Raw genomic sequence first — 18,744 nt, forward strand, 5'->3', positions numbered from 1 at the left:
AAGCACCGTCATGCCCGAAATCCAGGATATCTCCGCACGCCGCGCCAGCCTGAGCGCCGAACAACGCGCCAGGCTGAAGGAAAGACTGCGCGGTGCGAGCGTGGCCGGCACGCGCGAGGCCGAGAGCGCCATTCCCCCGCGCCCGCGGAAGGACCGGGCGCCGCTGTCTTTTGCCCAGCGCCGGCAGTGGTTTTTGTGGAAGCTGGACCCAGCCCGCACGGCCTATCACCTGAGCGGCGGCCTGGTGCTCACTGGGCAGCTGGACACCGAGGCCCTGCGCGCGAGCATGCAGGCGCTGGTCGACCGCCACGAATCGCTGCGCACCGTGTTCCGCGAGGAAGGCGACGGCGAGGCGGAGCAGGTCATTCTTGAGGCCTTGACGGTTGAACTGCCGTGCATCGACCTCAGCACGCTGGATACCGGCGCGCGCGAGATGGCCATCCAGCATGAGGTGCGCAGCATTCGCACCGAGCCCTTCGACTTCACGCGCGGTCCGCTGATGCGCACCGTGCTGCTGAAGACCGGCGCGCAAACGCATCAGCTGCTGGTCGTGATGCACCACATCGTGTCGGACGGCTGGTCCGTGCAACTCACGCTGGACGAACTCGCCGCGCAGTACGCCGCGCGCGTGCAGGGGCGCTCTGCGCTGCAGCCCGCGCTGCCGGTGCAGTACGCCGACTACGCCGTCTGGCAGAACCAGTGGCTCGACGGCGGCGAGGGCGAACGTCAGCTCGCATGGTGGCGCGATCACCTGGGCACCGAGCAGCCGGTGATCTCGCTGCACACCGACCGCCCGCGCAACGCCGATGGCCGCTACGGCTCGGCGCGCGTCACCATCGCGCTGCCGGTCGACACCGTCGCGCGGCTGCGCCAGCAGGCACAGGGGCAGGGCGCTACCTTGTTCATGGCACTGCTGGCTGGCTTCAATGCGCTGCTGTTCCGGCACACAGGGCAGACCGATGCGCGCGTCGGCGTGCCCATTGCCAACCGCAACCGGGCGGAGACGGTGGGCGTCGTGGGCTTCTTCGTCAACACGCAGGTGCTGCGCTCGCAAATCGGCGCACGCACGACGCTGGCCGAATTGCTGGTGCAGACGCGCGACACGGCCATCGGCGCGCAGACCCATCAGGATCTGCCGTTCGAACAGCTGGTCGGTGCACTGCGGCCCGAACGCAGCCTGAGTGCGAACCCGTTGTTCCAGGTGATGTTCAACCACGTGCGGCGCGACCATCGCTCGCTGGCCGAATGGCCGGGCGTGTCGGTGCAGCGGCTGGACTTCGAGGAAGAGGACGCGCAGTTCGAGCTGACGCTGCAGACACTGGAGCTTGAAGACGGCCGGGTCGATGCGACCTTTCTCTACGCGGCGGAGCTGTTCGATCGGGAGACGGTCGAGCGGATGACGGGGCACTACGTGGCGGTGCTGGAGGCATTGACTGCCCAGCCTGAGCTGGCAGTGGGCGACGTGGCGCTGGTGGGTGCGGCGGAGCGGGCGCAGCTCGCGGCATGGAGCGAGAACCCGCGCCGCCACGAAGGTGCACAGCCCGTGCACCGCCAGATCGAGGCGCACGCGAAGCTCAAGCCGCAGGCGCCCGCTTTGGTCTTCGGCAACGAAGCCCTGAGCTATGCCGAGCTCAATGCCCGAGCGAACCGGCTTGCCCACCGCCTGATCGCCTCGGGCGTAGGCCCCGATGCGCTGGTGGGCATCTGCGTGGAGCGCTCGACAGAGATGATGGTGGGCATCCTCGCCGTGCTCAAGGCAGGCGGTGCCTACGTGCCCCTGGACCCCGAATACCCCGCAGACCGTCTCTCCTACATGGTCGAGGACAGCGGCATCGCATTGCTGCTGACCCAGAGCCACCTGCGTTCGCTGATCCCGGGTGCCGACGCATTGCAGGTGCTGGAGCTCGACACCCTCGATACGTCATTCGAGTCCGATGCCGATCCGCAAGTCAGCCTGCACGGTGAACACCTCGCCTACGTCATCTACACCTCCGGTTCAACCGGCCGCCCCAAGGGCGCAGCCATCCGCCATCAAGCCCTGTTCAGCTGCATGGCCTGGATGCAGGAGTTCTACACCCTCGCAGGCGCAGATACGGTCCTGCACAAAGCTCCCTTCGGCTTCGACGTGTCGGTCTGGGAGATGTTCTGGCCTCTGACCTCGGGTGCCCGACTGGTCATCGCCAACCCGGGCGATCACCGCGACCCGGTGCGTCTGGTCGAACTGATCCAGAAGCACCAGATCACGACGCTGAACTTCGTGCCCTCGATGCTGCAGGCCTTCCTGGCGTACGAGGGCATCGAGGCAACGACCAAGCTCAAGCACATCATCTGCGGCGGCGAAGCCATGCCTGCGGCCACGCAGAGGGAAGCGCTGCAGCGCCTGAGCGGCGCCACGCTGCAGAACCTGTACGGCCCGACGGAGACGACGATCCACGTGACGCAGTGGACATGCCGGGACGACGGCAGCACGCAAGTGCCGATCGGCCGGCCGATCAGCGACACGCAGGCGTATGTGCTGGACGCAAGCCTGAACGAAGTGCCGGTGGGCGTGGCGGGCGAGCTGTACCTGGGGGGCATCAATCTGGCACGGGGCTACCTGAAGCGACCAGGGCTGACGGCGGAGCGCTTCATCGCAGCGGCCAACGGAAGCAGGCTGTACCGCACGGGCGACCTGGTGCGCTGGAACAACGAAGGGCAGCTGGAGTACCTGGGTCGCATCGACCACCAGGTGAAGGTGCGGGGCTTCCGCATCGAGCTGGGGGAGATCGAGGCGCAGTTGCAGGCGCAGCCCGAAGTGCGCGAAGCGGTGGTCGTTGCCAACGAAGGCCCGGCAGGAGCGAGGCTCGTGGGCTACGTCTCAGGGCAAGGAGTCGATACCGCCACGCTGCGAGAGCGCCTCGCAGAAGCACTGCCCGACTACATGGTGCCCAGCGTCATCGTGGTGCTCGATGCACTGCCACTGAACGCCAACGGCAAGGTAGACCGCAAGGCACTGCCAGCACCGGAGTTCACGAGCGATAGGGCGTATGAAGCACCGGAGGGCGAAGTCGAACAAGCGCTCGCAGCCATCTGGGTCGAGGTGCTGGGCGTCGCCCGCGTGGGCCGCAACGACAACTTCTTCGAACTCGGCGGCGACTCCATCCTCAGCCTCAAGGTGGCGGCGCGCGCTGCCAGGGCCGGCGTGCAACTGAATCCCCGACAGGTTTTTGAACACCAGAGCCTGTCGCGTATCGCCCATGCCATCAGGATCGATCACGCTTCGCAAGCGCCGGCAATTCCCGTACTGACGACAACACAGCGCGCCGACACCCTTGCGCTATCCCACGCGCAGACGCGCCAGTGGTTCCTGTGGCAGCTCGATCCCGCAAGCACCGCGTACCACATCAGCGGCGCACTGAAGCTGGAAGGCAAGCTCGATGTAGAGGCCGTGCGCGCGAGCTTCGAAGCGCTGGTGCAGCGCCACGAGTCCCTGCGCACCGTGTTCCGCTCTGACGCGCAAGGCCTGGCCCGGCAACTCATCCGCGAAGCCGGACCGCTAGACATCGCCATGGTCGATCTCGCGGCGCTGCACACCGGGCAGGAACGCGAAGCGCGCAGCAGGGAAGAAGCCCTGCGCCTGAGCCACACGCCCTTCGACCTGGGCGAAGGCCCGCTGCTGCGCGTAGGCCTGATCCGCCTGGCGCCCGAGGAGCACATGCTCGTCGTGGTGATGCATCACATCGTGTCCGACGGCTGGTCGATGCAGGTCATCGTCGACGAATTCGTGGCGCAGTACAGCGCACACGTGCAGGGCACGGTCACGGCGCTCCCTCCATTGCCGATCCAGTACGCCGACTACGCCGCATGGCAGCGCGACTGGCTCGAAGCCGGCGAGCGCGACCGCCAGCTGGCGTACTGGACGCAGCACATCGGCACCGAGCAGCCCGTGCTGCAACTGCCCACCGACCACGCAAGAAAGGCCGACGGCCGATACAGCGCGGTGCGGCATGGATTCGAACTGCCGGGCGACCTCGTGCAGCGGCTGCACCGGCGCCTGCAGGGCCAGGGCGCGACGCTGTTCATGGGCTTGCTCGCGGGCTTTCAGGTACTGCTCAGCCGCTACACCGGCGAGCCCGACATTCGCGTGGGCGTGCCGATTGCCAACCGCCACCGCGCCGAAACCGAAAGCGTGATCGGCTTCTTCGTCAACACGCAGGTGCTGCGCAACGTGCTCGACGGCCGCGAGAGCCTGAAGCAGGTGCTGATGCGCGCCAAGGAGGCCGCGCTCGGCGCGCAGGCCCACCAGGACCTGCCGTTCGAGCAACTGGTGGAAGCGCTGCAGCCCGAGCGCAGCCTGAGCACCAGCCCGCTGTTCCAGGTCATGTTCAATCACCAGCGTGGCGACCTGAAGGCGCTGCAGAACCTGCCCGGACTCACGCTGACCGAGTGCGACCTGGGTGCGCAGGCTGCTCAGTTCGAACTGACGCTGGAAACCAGCGAGAGTGACGACGGTCGTGTGCGGGTGAATCTGCGCTACGCGGCGGAGCTGTTCGAACCGCAGACCATCGAGCGCATGGCGGGCCACTACCTTGCGGTGCTGTCCGCCCTGGCCGATCACCCCGAACAGCCGGTGGGCGACGTGGCATTGCTGGGCGAAGCCGAGCATGCGCAGCTGGCCGCATGGGGCGCGCGCAAGCAGGCGACTGCAACGAGTGAGCCGATTCATCGGCTGATCGAGAAGCAGGTTCGTGCGCATCCCGAAGCGCCTGCGCTGTCCTTCGGCGAACAGACGCTGAGCTACGCGGAACTCAACGCACAGGCCAACCGCCTCGCACACCGGCTGATCGCCTTGGGCGTGCGGCCCGAGACCAAGGTGGGCATTGCGGTGGAACGCTCCATCGAGATGATGGTGGGCATTCTTGCGATCCTGAAGGCCGGTGGTGCCTACGTGCCGCTGGACCCGGAATATCCGGCCGACCGGCTGGCCTACATGGTCGGCGACAGCGGCATCGCCCTGCTGCTCACGCAGAGCCATCTGCAGGTGCCCGACACCGAAGCGCTGCAGCTGCTGGCGCTCGACACGCTCGACCTGTCCGAAGAGCCATCCCACGATCCGCAGGTCGAACTGCACGGCGAGAACCTCGCCTACGTCATCTATACCTCTGGCTCCACCGGCCGCCCCAAGGGTGCGCAGCTGTGCCACCGCAACGTGAGTCGCCTGCTGAGCGCCACCGATGCATGGTTCGGCTTCGGCGCGGACGACGTCTGGACGATGTTCCACTCCTACGCCTTCGACTTCTCCGTGTGGGAAATCTTCGGCGCGCTGTGCACCGGTGGCAAGCTGGTGGTCGTGCCGTTCTGGGTGAGCCGCTCGCCCGAAGACTTCCTGCAGCTGCTGCGCAAGGAGCGCGTCACGGTGCTCAACCAGACGCCCTCGGCCTTCGGCCAGCTGACCAGTCTGCCCCAGGCCCATGAAGGCGGCCTGGCGCTTCGCACGGTGATCTTCGGCGGCGAAGCGCTGGACCCGCAGCGCCTGCGCGGGTGGATCGAGCACCACGGCGACGACAGCCCGCAGCTGATCAACATGTACGGCATCACCGAGACCACGGTGCACGTGACCTGGCGGCGCATCACCGCTGCGGACGTTGGCGAAGCGCGCAGTCCGGTGGGCATCGCAATCCCGGACCTGGGGCTTCGGGTGCTCGACGGGCAGCTCAACCCGGTGCCGTTGGGCGTGGCGGGCGAGCTGTATGTCTCGGGTGCCGGGTTGGCACGCGGTTACCTGAACCGCGAGGGCCTGACGGCGGAAAGATTCATCGCGGCAGAAGATGGAGAGCGGCTGTACCGCACGGGCGATCTGGTGCGCTGGAACGCGGAGGGCCAACTGGAGTACCTGGGCCGCATCGACCACCAGGTGAAGGTGCGGGGCTTCCGCATCGAGCTGGGCGAGATCGAGGCAGGGTTGCTGGCGCAGCCGGAGGTGCGCGAAACCGTGGTCGTTGCGAACGATGGCCCTGCGGGTACGCGGCTGGTGGGCTACGTGTCGGGACAAGACATCGACACCGCCGTACTGCGCGAGCGTCTCGGCGAGGCGCTGCCCGACTACATGGTGCCCGCGGTGCTGGTGGTGCTCGACGCACTGCCGCTGAACGCGAACGGCAAGGTGGATCGCAAGGCACTGCCGGCGCCGGAGTTCTCGGCAGGCAATGCGTACGAAGCGCCACAGGGCGAGACCGAAGAGAAGCTCGCCGCCATCTGGGCGGAGGTGCTGGGTGTCGAGCGCGTGGGCCGCAACGACAACTTCTTCGAGCTTGGCGGGCACTCGCTGCTTTCCGCGCGGCTCGTGGCGCGCCTTCATGCCGCCATGCAAAGCGAACTCACGATCCGCGACGTCTTCCAGTACCCGACCCTGGCCGCCATGGCCGCCCGGATCGCCGAGGCCCTTCGGGACAGCCCCGTGGTTCAGGCCCTTTCAGAAATCGATTCGCTGATCGACAGCATGGAGACCGTTTGATGGAAACCACAGCAACCCGTCGCATCGCCGAGCGCTTCTCCCGGTTGTCGACCGAGCAGCGCCGCGTGGTGTACGAGGGGATCCGTTCCAAGGGCCTGACGCTCGACCAGTTTCCCATCCTCCCGCGCGAAGACGCGGCGCAGGACCGCTGCCATGTCTCCTACGCGCAGCAGCGCCAGTGGTTCCTTTGGCAGCTCGATCCGCAGAGCACGGCCTATCACATCAGCGACGCGCTCAAGCTCACGGGCGCACTGGACGTGGACGCGGTACGCACGAGCTTCAAGGCCTTGGTGGCGCGCCACGAATCGTTGCGCACGGTGTTTCGCGCCGATGCCGACGGGCTCGCCGAGCAGGTGATTCGCGAAGACGGCGAACTCGACTTCTCGCTGCTCGATCTGAGCCTGGCAGACCCCGACGCCCGCGAGGCGATGGCCCGCGAAGCAGCGCACCGCATCGGCAACACGCCCTTCGACCTGACGCAAGGACCGCTGATGAGGGTGGCGCTGATCCGCCTGGCGCCCGAGGCGCACGTGCTGGTGCTGGTGATGCACCACATCGTCTCGGACGGCGGGTCGCTGCAGATCATCGTGGACGAGTTTGTGGCGCAGTACCGCGCCTGCGTGCAGCACGAAGCGGTGGCGTTGCAGGCAATGCCGATCCAGTACGCCGACTACGCCGTGTGGCAGCGGCACTGGCTGGAAGCCGGCGAACAGGAGCGCCAACTCGCCTACTGGAAGACGCAGCTCGGCGAGACGCAGCCGGTGCTGCAACTGCCGCTCGACCGCGCCCGAAGGCCCGATGCCCGCTATGGCGCGGCCGCCTATCGGGTCGAGTTGCCCGTGTCGCTGGTTCAAGGCCTGCAGAAGCGGGCCCGGAGCCAGGGGGGCACGGTGTTCATGGTGCTGCTGGCCGGCTTCCAGGTGCTGCTCGGTCGCCACAGCGGCCAGCAAGACATTCGCGTGGGCGTGCCGATTGCGAATCGCCATCGTGTGGAGACTGAAGGCGTCGTCGGCTTTTTCGTCAACACGCAGGTGCTGCGCGCCGTGGTGGACAACCGCACCAGCCTGCTGCAGGTGCTGGCACAGGCGCACGAGGCGGCACTGGGCGCGCAGATGCACCAGGACCTGCCATTCGAGCAATTGGTCGAGGCACTGCAGCCCGAGCGCATTCCGGGAATCCAGCCGCTGTTCCAGGTGCTGTTCAATCATCAGCGCGCGGATTTCTCGGGGCTGGAGGGGTTGCCGGGGCTTGCGCTGGAGCCCTACGACCTGGGCGCCCAGGCCGCGCAGTTCGAGCTGATGCTGGTCACCGACGAGAGCCCCGACGGCCGGCTGCATGCGAAGTTCAGCTATGCGGCGGAGCTGTTCGATGCCTCGACCATCGAGCGCATGGCCGGCCATTACCTTGCGGTGCTGCAGGCACTGGCGGACCACCCCGAACAGGCCGTGGGCGAGGTGGCGTTGTTGAGCGAAGCCGAACGCACGCAGCTCGCGGCCTGGGGCGCCAATACGCAAAGCTTTCCGGATGCGACGCCGGTGCACCGGCTGATCGAGCGGCAGGCCGCGGAGCAGCCCGAAGCGGCAGCGCTGGTGTTCGGCGACGAGATGCTGAGCTACGGCGAACTCAATGCCAGGGCCAATCGTCTTGCGCACCACCTGATCGCGCTGGGCGTCAAGGCGGAGACGAAGGTGGGGATCGCGGTGGAGCGTTCCATGGAGACGGTGGTGGGTCTGCTGGGCATCCTCAAGGCCGGCGGCGCTTATGTTCCGATGGACCCGGAGTACCCCGCGGAGCGGCTGGCCTACATGGCGCAGGACAGCGGCGTTGCGCTGCTGCTGACGCAAAGCCATCTGCAGTCGCAGGTGCCGGGTGCCGAGGGATTGCGCGTGCTGGCGCTCGACACGCTGGACCTGGACGCACAGCCCGCAAGCGACCCGCAGGTCACGCTGCACGGCGAGAACCTCGCCTACGTGATCTACACCTCGGGCTCCACCGGCAGGCCCAAGGGCGCGCAGATGAGCCATCGCAACGTGACGCGGCTGCTCGGCGCAACCGATGGCTGGTTCCGGTTCGGCCGGCAAGACACCTGGACCCTTTTCCATTCCTATGCCTTCGATTTCTCGGTGTGGGAAATCTTCGGCGCGCTGTGCACCGGCGGCAAGCTGGTCATCGTGCCGTTCTGGGTCAGCCGGTCGCCCGAAGACTTCCTGCAACTGCTGCGGGCGCAGCAGGTGACGGTGCTCAACCAGACGCCTTCGGCGTTCGGCCAGTTGATCAGCCTGCCGCAGGCCTACGAGGCTGGCCAGGAGCGCCTGGCGCTGCGCGCGGTGATCTTCGGCGGAGAGGCCCTGGACCCGCAGCGGCTGCGCCAGTGGATTGAACACCATGGAGACGAAAGCCCGCAGCTGGTCAACATGTACGGGATCACCGAGACGACGGTGCATGTGACCTACCGCCGGATCACGAAGGCGGACCTGGGCCGGCAGCGCAGTCCGGTCGGCCTTGCCATTCCGGACCTCGGGCTGCGGGTACTCGATGCGCATCTGAACCCGGTGCCGGTCGGCGTGGCCGGCGAGTTGCATGTCTTCGGCGCCGGCCTCGCGCGCGGCTATCTGCACAGGGCCAGCCTGACGTCGGAACGCTTCGTCGCCGGAGCGAGCGGAGAGCGGCTGTACCGCACGGGCGACCTGGTGCGGTGGAACAACGAGGGCCAACTGGAGTACCTGGGCCGCATCGACCACCAGGTGAAGGTGCGGGGCTTCCGCATCGAGCTGGGGGAGATCGAGGCGCAGCTGCTGGCGCTGCCCGAAGTGCGCGAGGCGGTGGTGGTGGCCGACGAAGGCCCCGCCGGCACGAGGCTGGTGGGTTACGTATCGCCGCATGCCGGCCACGCGATCGACGTTGCGCAGCTGAAGGAGCAACTGGGTCAGGCGCTGCCCGACTACATGGTCCCCGCGGCAATCGTCGTGCTGGAAGGATTGCCGCTCAACACGAACGGGAAGGTAGACCGCAAGGCGCTGCCGGCCGCGGAATTCACGAGCGAGCAGGCGTACGAAGCGCCCGAGGGCGAGGTGGAAGAGAAGCTCGCGGCGATCTGGGCCGAGGTGCTGGGCGTGGCGCGCGTGGGGCGGCAGGACAGCTTCTTCGAACTCGGCGGCCATTCGCTGCTGGCGCTGCGGCTGTTGGAGCGCATGCGCGCCCAAGGCTGGGCGGCACAGGTGCGCACGCTGTTCCAGCAGCCCCGGCTCGGCGCCTTCGCGCAGGCGCTGGCGCAGGAGCCGGTGCGGCGGGAAGTGATTGTTCCGCCCAACGGAATTCCGGCGGATTGCCGGGCGATCCAGCCAGAGATGCTGACGCTGTTGGCGCTGGATGCGCGGCAGATCGCGCGCATCGAGGCGGCGGTTCCGGGCGGGGCTGCCAACATACAAGACATCTATCCGCTGGTGCCGATGCAGGAGGGAATGCTCTTCCACCACATGCTGCAGACCGAGGGCGATGCGTACATCACGCTGAACCGCCTGAGTTTCGAGAGCCGCGAAAGACTCGAGCATTTCGTCGCCAGCTTCAACGAAGTGATCGCACGCCATGACATCCTGCGAACGGCCGTGATGTGGGAAGACCTGCCCGAGCCGGTGCAGGTGGTGCATCGCAAGGCGTTGCTCGAGCTCCAGTGGCTGGCAGATGCCGGGCCGGGCGGTGCGAGCGCGGCCGTGCGGCTCGATGCGCACGTCGACCCGGCCCGCTACCGCATCGACGTGCGCAAGGCGCCGATGCTCAGGGCCATTGCGGCTCACGACACAGACAACGGCCGCTGGCTTCTTCAACTGGCGAACCATCACCTGGTGGTGGACCACACCACGCTGGAGCTGGTCGTCGAGGAAATCGCGCTGATCCAGCAAGGGCGAAAGGCCAAGCTGTCGACACCCGTGCCGTTCCGGCGCTTCGTCGGGCAGGCCAGGCTGGACGTGAGCCAGGCCGAGCACAAGGCCTTCTTCAGCCGGATGCTCGCCGATGTGGAGGAGCCGACAGCGCCCTTCGGCCTGCTCGACGTGCAAGGCGATGGCACCCGCGTGCGGGAAACCTCGCTCGCGCTGGATGGCCAACTCGCATCGCAGGTCAGGCGCCAGGCGCAGAGACATGGCGTGAGCGCCGCGGCGCTGTTCCACCTGGCCTGGGCGCTGGTGCTGAGCAAGACCACGGGCAGGGACGACGTGGTGTTCGGCACCGTGCTGTTCGGCCGCATGCAGGGCGGCGCGAATGCCGACCGGGCGCTGGGCATGTTCATCAACACGCTGCCCGTGCGCGTTCGGCTGGGAACGCAAGGCGTGCAGGCGTGCGTGCGCCAGACGCATGCGGCGCTGATCGAGCTGATGCATCACGAATACGCCAGCCTGTCGCTGGCCCAGCGCTGCAGCGGACTGCCGGAGCGGATGCCACTGTTCACGGCGCTGCTGAACTACCGCTACGGCGCGCAGCAGGGCAAGGCGGCGCAGAAGGGCCCGCTCTGGGAGGGCATGGAGGTTCTCGGCAGCAGGGAGCGCACCAACTACCCGATCGAGATGTCGGTGGACGACCTGGGCGAGGGCTTCGGGTTGGTCGCGCAGATTCACGAGGCCGTGGATGCCGGGCGCGTGTGCGGGCTAATGGTTGCCGCTGTCGAGGCCGTCGTACAGGGCCTGTCGCTGCAGCCCGACTGGCCGGTCTGCGAACTCGGGGTGATGTCCGATGGCGAGCAGCGCCAGCTTGCCGCGTGGGGTGAAAACTCCGTGCGGTATGCAGGAGACGTGCCGGTGCATCGGCTGATCGAGCGTCAGGTCGCGGCACATCGCGACGCTGTGGCGCTGGTCTTCGGCGACGAGATGCTGAGCTACGGCGAACTCAATGTGCGAGCCAACCGCCTCGCGCACCATCTGATCGCCCTGGGCGTGAAGCCGGAGACGAAGGTGGGGATTGCGGTGGAGCGCTCCATCGACATGGTGGTCGGCGTCCTCGCGATCCTGAAGGCTGGCGGTGCATATGTGCCGCTGGACCCGGAGTACCCGGTGGACCGGTTGGCCTACATGGTGGCCGACAGCGGCATCGCGCTGCTGCTCACGCAGAGCCACCTGAGAGCCCTGGTGCCGGGCACCGAGGCGCTGCAGGTGCTGGCGCTGGACACGCTGGACACCGGTGGCCATTCCGATGCGGACCCGCAGGTCGCGCTCGGCGGCGAGAACCTGGCCTACGTCATCTACACCTCCGGCTCCACGGGAAAACCGAAGGGCGTGATGGTGCGGCACCTGTCGCTCAGCCACTTCATGCTGAGCATGAAAGACGCACCCGGCATGACGCAGGACGACGTGCTGGTCGCGGTCACGTCCCTGTCGTTCGACATCGCGGCCCTGGAGCTGTATCTGCCGTTGCTCAGCGGCGCGCGCCTCGTGCTGGCATCGAGGGATGTGGTGCGAAGCGGCAGTGCGCTCGGGAAACTGATGGATGACTGCGGCGCCACGGTGCTTCAGTCCACGCCCGCGGGCTGGCGGCTTTTGCGGGCCACCGGATGGAATGGTGGCCGGCTTGCGAACTTCAAGGGCCTGTGCGGTGGAGAAGCGCTGCAGGAGGACCTTGCAGAAGACCTGCGGGCGATCGGTGTCGAGCTCTGGAACATGTACGGCCCCACCGAAACGACCATCTGGTCGACGGCGGTCGAGGTTCGCGGCAGGCCTCGCATCGGCGGACCGATTGCGGCCACAACGCTCCACGTGCTGGACGGATTCCTGAACCCGACACCGGTAGGTGTGCCAGGCGAACTGTTCCTGGGCGGTATCGGCCTGGCGCGCGGCTACTTCCAGCGCGCGGGCCTGACGTCCGAGCGCTTCATTGCGGCGAAAGACGGTCAGCGGCTGTACCGCACGGGCGACCTGGTGCGCTGGAACGCCGAGGGGCAGCTGGAGTACCTGGGCCGCATCGACCACCAGGTGAAGGTGCGGGGCTTCCGCATCGAGCTGGGGGAGATCGAGGCGCAGCTGCTGGCGCAGCCCGAAGTGCGCGAGGCCGTGGTGGTGGCGCGCGAAAGCGCGAGTGGCGCATCCCTGGTCGCCTACATCGCATTGCAGGCGGAACAAGCGATGGGGACGGCGATGGAGACGGCGATGCTGCGCGACCGGCTCGCGGTGGTGTTGCCCGACTACATGGTGCCGGCCGCCATCGTCGTGCTCGACCGCCTGCCCTTGAACAGCAACGGCAAGGTCGATCGCAAGGCACTGCCGGAGGCAGAGTTCACGAGTGACCGTGCATACGAGGCGCCCGAGGGCGAGGTGGAACAAAAGCTGGCCGCGATCTGGGTCGAGGTGCTGGGCGTCGCACGCGTGGGGCGGCATGACAGCTTCTTCGAGCTCGGCGGGCACTCCCTGCTGGCCGCACAACTTGCGTCGAGGGCGCGCGTCGACGGCGGCTTCGAGTTGCCGTTGCGCAAGATATTCGAGCACCCGGTGCTTCGCGACCTCGCGAATGTCGCCCGGCAGACGAGGCACGGCACCCCGTTGTCCAGCCGGGCACCGGTGCTGCAACCGGTCGAGCGTGTGGCCGACATGAAGCTCTCGCCTGCGCAACAGCGCTTGTGGCTGGTGAACCGGCTGTCGGACGGATCGACCGGCAAGCACTCGGCCTACAACATTTCAGCGGCGCTGCGGTTGTCGGGAGCACTCGATGTCGATCTGGTCCGGGCCACGCTCGATGCCATCGTGCAGCGACACGAAGTGCTGCGGACCTGCTTCCCCGAGAACGACGACGGAGATCCGGTGGCGCGCATCGCGCCAGAGAGCGACCTCGTCGTTCCGTTGACGGATATTTCGCACTTGTCGGGCGAGTTCCGGGAGGCAGCGATGAACGACGCGCTCGCCGCGCATGCGGGCACTGCGTTCGACCTGACCACCCGCCCAGCCTTCGCGGCGGCCGTGCTGCGCTTGCAGCCCGAGGAGCATGTGCTGCTGCTGTGCGTGCATCACATCGTGTTTGACGGTTGGTCGGAAGCCGTCTTCATCCAGGACTTCATGGCCCTGTATGCAGCGCTGCGGGAGGGACGGGCTTCGCCCCTTGCACCGCTCGCGATCCAGTACGCGGACTACGCAGATTGGCACCACCGCAAGCTCGCGCAGAACCTTGCGCAAGACACCGCCTTCTGGCGCGACTACCTCGATGCCGCCCCCGCCGTTTCCACACTCAAACCCGATCGCACCCGGCCCCCCGTGGCTTCGGTGGCGGGCGACACGGTCGGCATCGACATCGGGCGCGAACTCGCGCAGGCGCTGCAGGGCCTGGCGCGGGAGCAGAAGACTTCGCTCTACGTGCTGCTGCTGTCGGCCGTCCTGCTCGTGCTGCACCGGCAGGCCGCATCGGACGACCTGGTGGTCGGCACCGACGTTGCAGGGCGTGACCATCCGGCGCTCGAAGACCTGATCGGCTTCTTTGTCAGCGTGGTGCCGCTGCGTTCCCGGCTCTTGCCCGCGCTGCCATTCGTGCAGTGGCTCTCGACGGTCAAGGAGAGCACGCTGTCGGCCTTCGAGCACCAGGACGTGCCTTTCGACCAGATCGTCGAGCTGGTCGGCGCGCCCCGCAGCCGCCAGCACAACCCGCTGGTGCAGGTGCTGTTCGTCATGCAGAACATGCCCGAAGAACGCTTCGAGATCCCGGGCGTCGTCATCGAGCCGATCGCGAAACCCGTGACTACATCGAAGTTCGATCTCGCGGTCTTCGTGAGCGAGAACGAAAGCGGCCTGCGGGCCGAGTGGACCTTTGCCTCCAGCCTGTACCTGCGCGAAACCATCGAACGCGCATCTGCCGCGTGGCGCGATCTCCTGCAGCAGGTTGTCGCGACACCCAAGGGCGTGCTGGAGAGTTTCGTCATTCAATCCAACCCGGAAAGAAAAATCATGTCATCTACTTCGCCTGCGCTGGGCAAACTGCAGAAGCTCAAGAAATTCGCGGACAAAGACCGCGACATCCAGGCGGCACCGCGCTCGCTCGTGCGCACGTCCTTCCTGTCGGACCAACGGGCTTTCCCGTTGGTCATCGAGGCCACGAGCAGCGACATCGACGCGGTGGCATGGGCCCGGGAACAGCGTGACTACATCGAGGCCAGCCTGCGCAAGCACGGCGGCATTCTGCTGCGCAATTTCGGCCTGCGTACGCCGCAGGAATTCGAGGCTTTTGCAGAAGTGATCGAGCCCGAGCTCTACGGCGGCTACGGCGATCTGCCGAAGAAGGAAGGCGGGCGCAACACCTATCGCTCGACGCCGTACCCCGAGCGCCAGATGATCCTGTATCACAACGAGAGTTCGCACCTCGACCGCTGGCCGCGCAAGCAGTGGTTCTTCTGCGAGCAGCCTTCGCCCGTGGGCGGCGCCACGCCCATCGTCGATTGCCGCGAGATGCTGCGCCACCTGCCGGCCGACATGGTGGCCGAGTTCGAGCGCAAGGAACTGCTGTACGTGCGCACCTTCGTGCCCCGGTTCGATGTGAGCTGGCAGGACTTCTTCAAGACCGACAGCAAGGCGGAGGTCGAGGCGCGTCTCGCACTGGCCGGCACCGCCTGGCGCTGGCTGGACGAGGAAACCCTGCAGACCCGTACCCGTTGCCCGGCGGTGATCACGCACCCAGTCACGGGCGAGCGTGTTTTCTTCAACCAGATCCAGCTGCACCACGTGAGTTGCCTGGAGGCGGACGTGCGCGAAGACCTGCTGGTCATGGCCGGTGGACTGGATCGCCTGCCGCGGCACGTGACCTATGGCGACGGTACGCCGATCGATGACGAGACGATGGCGATCGTCGGCCGTGCCTACGAGGCTTGCGCCGTGCGCTTCGACTGGCGTCAGGGCGATGTGGTGATGCTCGACAACATGCTCGCGGCACACGCGCGGGACCCGTACGAGGGGCCGCGCAAGATCGTGGTCGCCATGGGCGCGATGTTCGACCGCGCTGCGCTTGCGCAAGCTTCCGCAGCGGATGCGAAGGTGGGCGGCGCTGCCCAGCAACCCGTTGTGTCCGAGGGTTGAAGCCATGGCTGCCATCCTTGAAACCACGAGTTCCGCTTTGCCGCTCAGTCCGGAGCAGCGTGCCATCTGGGCCCAGCATGGGGAACAGGCCGCGACCGGCGCGCCCAAGCTCGTGCTGCTGGCCGATCTCGACGGCGAGCTCGATGCGGCGCGCCTGCAGGCTGCGGTGCAGTCGGTGGTGCAGACCCATGTGGCCCTGCGCTCGGCTGTGTTGCAGGTTCCCGGCTTCCGGGGCCTGCGGCAACAGGCACTCGATACGGTGGCCGCGCCGGGCTTTAAAAAAATCGACCTTCGCGGCAACGCCGACAGCGCGGCCGCGCTGGCCGACTGGATCGCCGTGTGCACGGAAGAGCCGCTGGATGTCGCGAGTGGCGCGCTGCTGCGCATCGGAATCGCCCGGCTCGGAGAAACACGGCACAAGCTCGTGTTGGTTGCCAGCGTGCTCGCCGCGGACAAGGGCAGCCTGCAGGGCTTGCTGGATCAGATTGCCACGGCTTACCTAACAGGGCAGGCCGTCGATGCAGACGAGGTCTTCCAGTACGCGCAGTTCGTCGAATGGCGCCAGGACCTCGACAGCGACGACGAAGCGGCCGACGGGCGTGGCTACTGGCATGCCTACATCGACCGCGCCGACATGCCGCAGGCACCGCGCCTGAACACCCGGGTGGACGGAGAGTGCGAAGGCACACCGACTCGCATCAGCCTCGCCCTTCCTCTTGATGCGGCGCTCGCCGCCCGCATGCAGGGCGTGGCCGGGCAACTCGGGTGCGGCACCGACTTGCTGCTGCAGGCCGTTTGGTGGCTGCTCCTGGCCCGGCTGACGGGTCACCGGCCGTTCGTTGCCGGCTGGCAGAACGATTGCCGGCGCAACTACGAAGTGATGCAGGGAGCAGTGGGCGTTTTCGAGAAGATCTTGCCCGTGGTCGTGGACGTTGCGCCTGAAGAGCGTTTCTCCGACTGGATCGGGCGCCTGGGCAAAACGGTCGAGGCGCATACCGAGGCACAGGAGTACTGGGCGATCGACGCGCCGCCGATCTCCGCGCACCTCGACGTGGGCTTCGGTTTCGACGAGGCGCCGGTGCGGTCGCACGGCGCCATGGCTTGGTGTGTGGACACCGCACCCGGGCCGCAGCCTTGTTTTGAACTGGCCCTGCAGGTCGGCCAGGCCGGGCACGCGTTCACGCTGTCCGTGCATGCGGACGCATCGCGCTATTCACCGCAGGCCGTGGAGCGGTTGCTGTGGCAGTACGGCACGTTGCTCGAAGATGCCGTGGCGCAGCCTCGCGCGCCGGTTGGCAGCCTCGCGCTGGTCGGTTCGCGCGAGCGCGAATTGCTGTTGCTCGCAGCCCGTGGCGAGGAGGCGGATTTCGGAACCCTCACGCTGGCCGAACAGGTCGCCGGCTGGGCGCAGACGACGCCGGACGCGCCCGCGCTGGAGGCAGGCGATGTGCTTCTGAGCTATCGCGAATTCGATGCGCGAATCAACCAGATGGCGCACTGGCTGCAGGCCCGGGGCGCCACGGCCGGAACGCTGGTGGCGCTCAACCTTCCGCGGTCGGCCGACTTGCTGGTGGCGATGTTCGCTAGCTGGCGCATCGGGGCGGGCTACCTGCCGCTGGACCCTGAGTGGCCCGCTGCACGCCGCCAGGCCGTGCTGGAAGACGCCGTGCCGTCGCTCGTGCTCCATGCCATCGGGTCGGCTTCGCCCGGCGATGCGCCGTGGCGGCAGGCATCGCTGAGTGAGATGGATCTAGACGGTGTTGCCGACAGCGCACCGGCACACCAGTCTGCGATGCGGGACCTGGCCTATGTGCTCTACACCTCGGGTTCGACGGGAACGCCCAAGGGCGTGGTCATCGAGCAGGGGCAATTGCTCAATTACGTGGCGGCGGTGTCGTCGGCCATGGACTTGGGTCGCTGCCGTCGCTGGGCGCTCACCAGCTCAGTCGTTGCGGACCTGGGCAACACGGCGCTCTTCGGTGCGTTCCACAACGGCGCTTGCCTCGTCGTGGCGGGCCCCGGCGACGTGAAGGACGCACGCGCTTTCGCGGGCTTCATGCGCGAGCGTCGGATCGACGCACTCAAGATGGTGCCCTCCCATCTGGAGGCCTTGCTCGAGGACGATGCACCGAAGCTGCCCGGCACGCTGGTGCTGGGCGGCGAGGCCGCGCCGCGCTCGCTCGTCGAGCGCATCGCCCGGCTTGCACCGGAGACCGTGGTCTACAACCACTACGGCCCCACGGAAACGACGGTGGGTGTGATGGTGCATCGTGTGCCGGCAGACGGGGCCGCGTCTTCGGTGCTGCCGCTGTCGCGCGTGCTGGCGAACAACCGCATCCATGTACTGGATGAGGCCTTGCACGTGGTGCCGAGCGGTGCGCTGGGAGCGGTGTATGTCGGCGGTGCGCAGCTGTGCCGCGGCTATCTGAACCGGGAGGTGGAAGGCGCTTTCGTGGCCGATCCATTCCAGCCGGGGCAAAAGCTCTACCGCACGGGCGACCTGGCTTGCGTGCTGCCCGAGGGGGGCATTCGCCTGGCAGGGCGGGCTGACGACCAGATCAAGATCCGGGGCTTTCGTGTCGAGCCGGCCGAGGTGGAGGCGGTGTTGCTGTCGCAACCCGGCGTACGGCAGGCCGTGGTGCTGGCGGTGCCGGGTGGTGGAGGCGACGCCGAACTCCGGGCCTTCGTCGTGGCAGACGAGGTGCTCGCATCGGAGGCCGACCGTTCGGCGCTGACCGGGCGGCTGGGCATGCTGCTGCCCGCGCACATGGTGCCCGCACGCTGCACCTTCGTTGCGGAGTTCGCGCGACTGCCGAACGGAAAAATCGACCGCCAGTCGTTGCTGTCCGCAGCAAGGGTCGATGACCGGAAGCCGGTGGCAACGGCCCCGCGCGACGCGCTCGAATCGGTGCTGGCGCAGTGCATGGCCAGCCTCGTTCAGCGCGACGTTATCGGCGTGGAAGACGACTTCTTCGAACTGGGCGGGCATTCGCTGCTCGTGATCAAGCTGGTGGCGCGCATCCGCAAGCTGCTGCGACTCGATATTGCGCCGGGGCTGGTGTTCGACCATCCCACCGTCGCCACGCTGGCGGCGGCGCTTCGCGCGCTGGAAGGGCAGGACGTCGAGCGAATGGAAGCGTTGGCGCACACGCACGAGAAAGCTCGCCTCAAGGATGCGGTTGCCGGGTGAATGCCGGCTTGCAAGGACACAGGATCGGT

Annotated in this window: 3 protein-coding genes; all 3 read left to right on the forward strand. The window is 67.3% G+C overall.

What is annotated here, in order from left to right; all coding sequences use genetic code 11:
* Positions 1–10 precede the first annotated feature (10 nt).
* The 3 genes from ACSFBF_RS14910 to ACSFBF_RS14920 are packed head-to-tail and all read left to right on the forward strand — an operon-like array spanning position 11 to position 18,715.
* Positions 11–6,493 carry an amino acid adenylation domain-containing protein gene (locus tag ACSFBF_RS14910; RefSeq protein WP_435468189.1) on the forward strand — a complete coding sequence of 2,161 codons (6,483 nt, stop codon included), beginning with the start codon at positions 11–13 and terminating at the stop codon, positions 6,491–6,493.
* A complete protein-coding gene (locus tag ACSFBF_RS14915; protein WP_435468191.1) occupies positions 6,493–15,525 on the forward strand; it encodes an amino acid adenylation domain-containing protein in 9,033 nt (3,010 codons plus the stop codon). Before ACSFBF_RS14910 ends, ACSFBF_RS14915 begins: the two co-directional genes overlap by 1 nt.
* Positions 15,526–15,529: 4 nt before the next feature.
* Positions 15,530–18,715 (forward strand): non-ribosomal peptide synthetase, encoded by a 3,186-nt coding sequence (locus ACSFBF_RS14920; protein ID WP_435468193.1) that lies wholly within the window; start codon positions 15,530–15,532, stop codon positions 18,713–18,715.
* The last annotated feature ends 29 nt before the right edge of the window (positions 18,716–18,744 follow it).

It is taken from the genome of Variovorax nivicola (genome assembly GCF_051216475.1).
Classification (GTDB): Bacteria; Pseudomonadota; Gammaproteobacteria; order Burkholderiales; family Burkholderiaceae_C; genus Variovorax.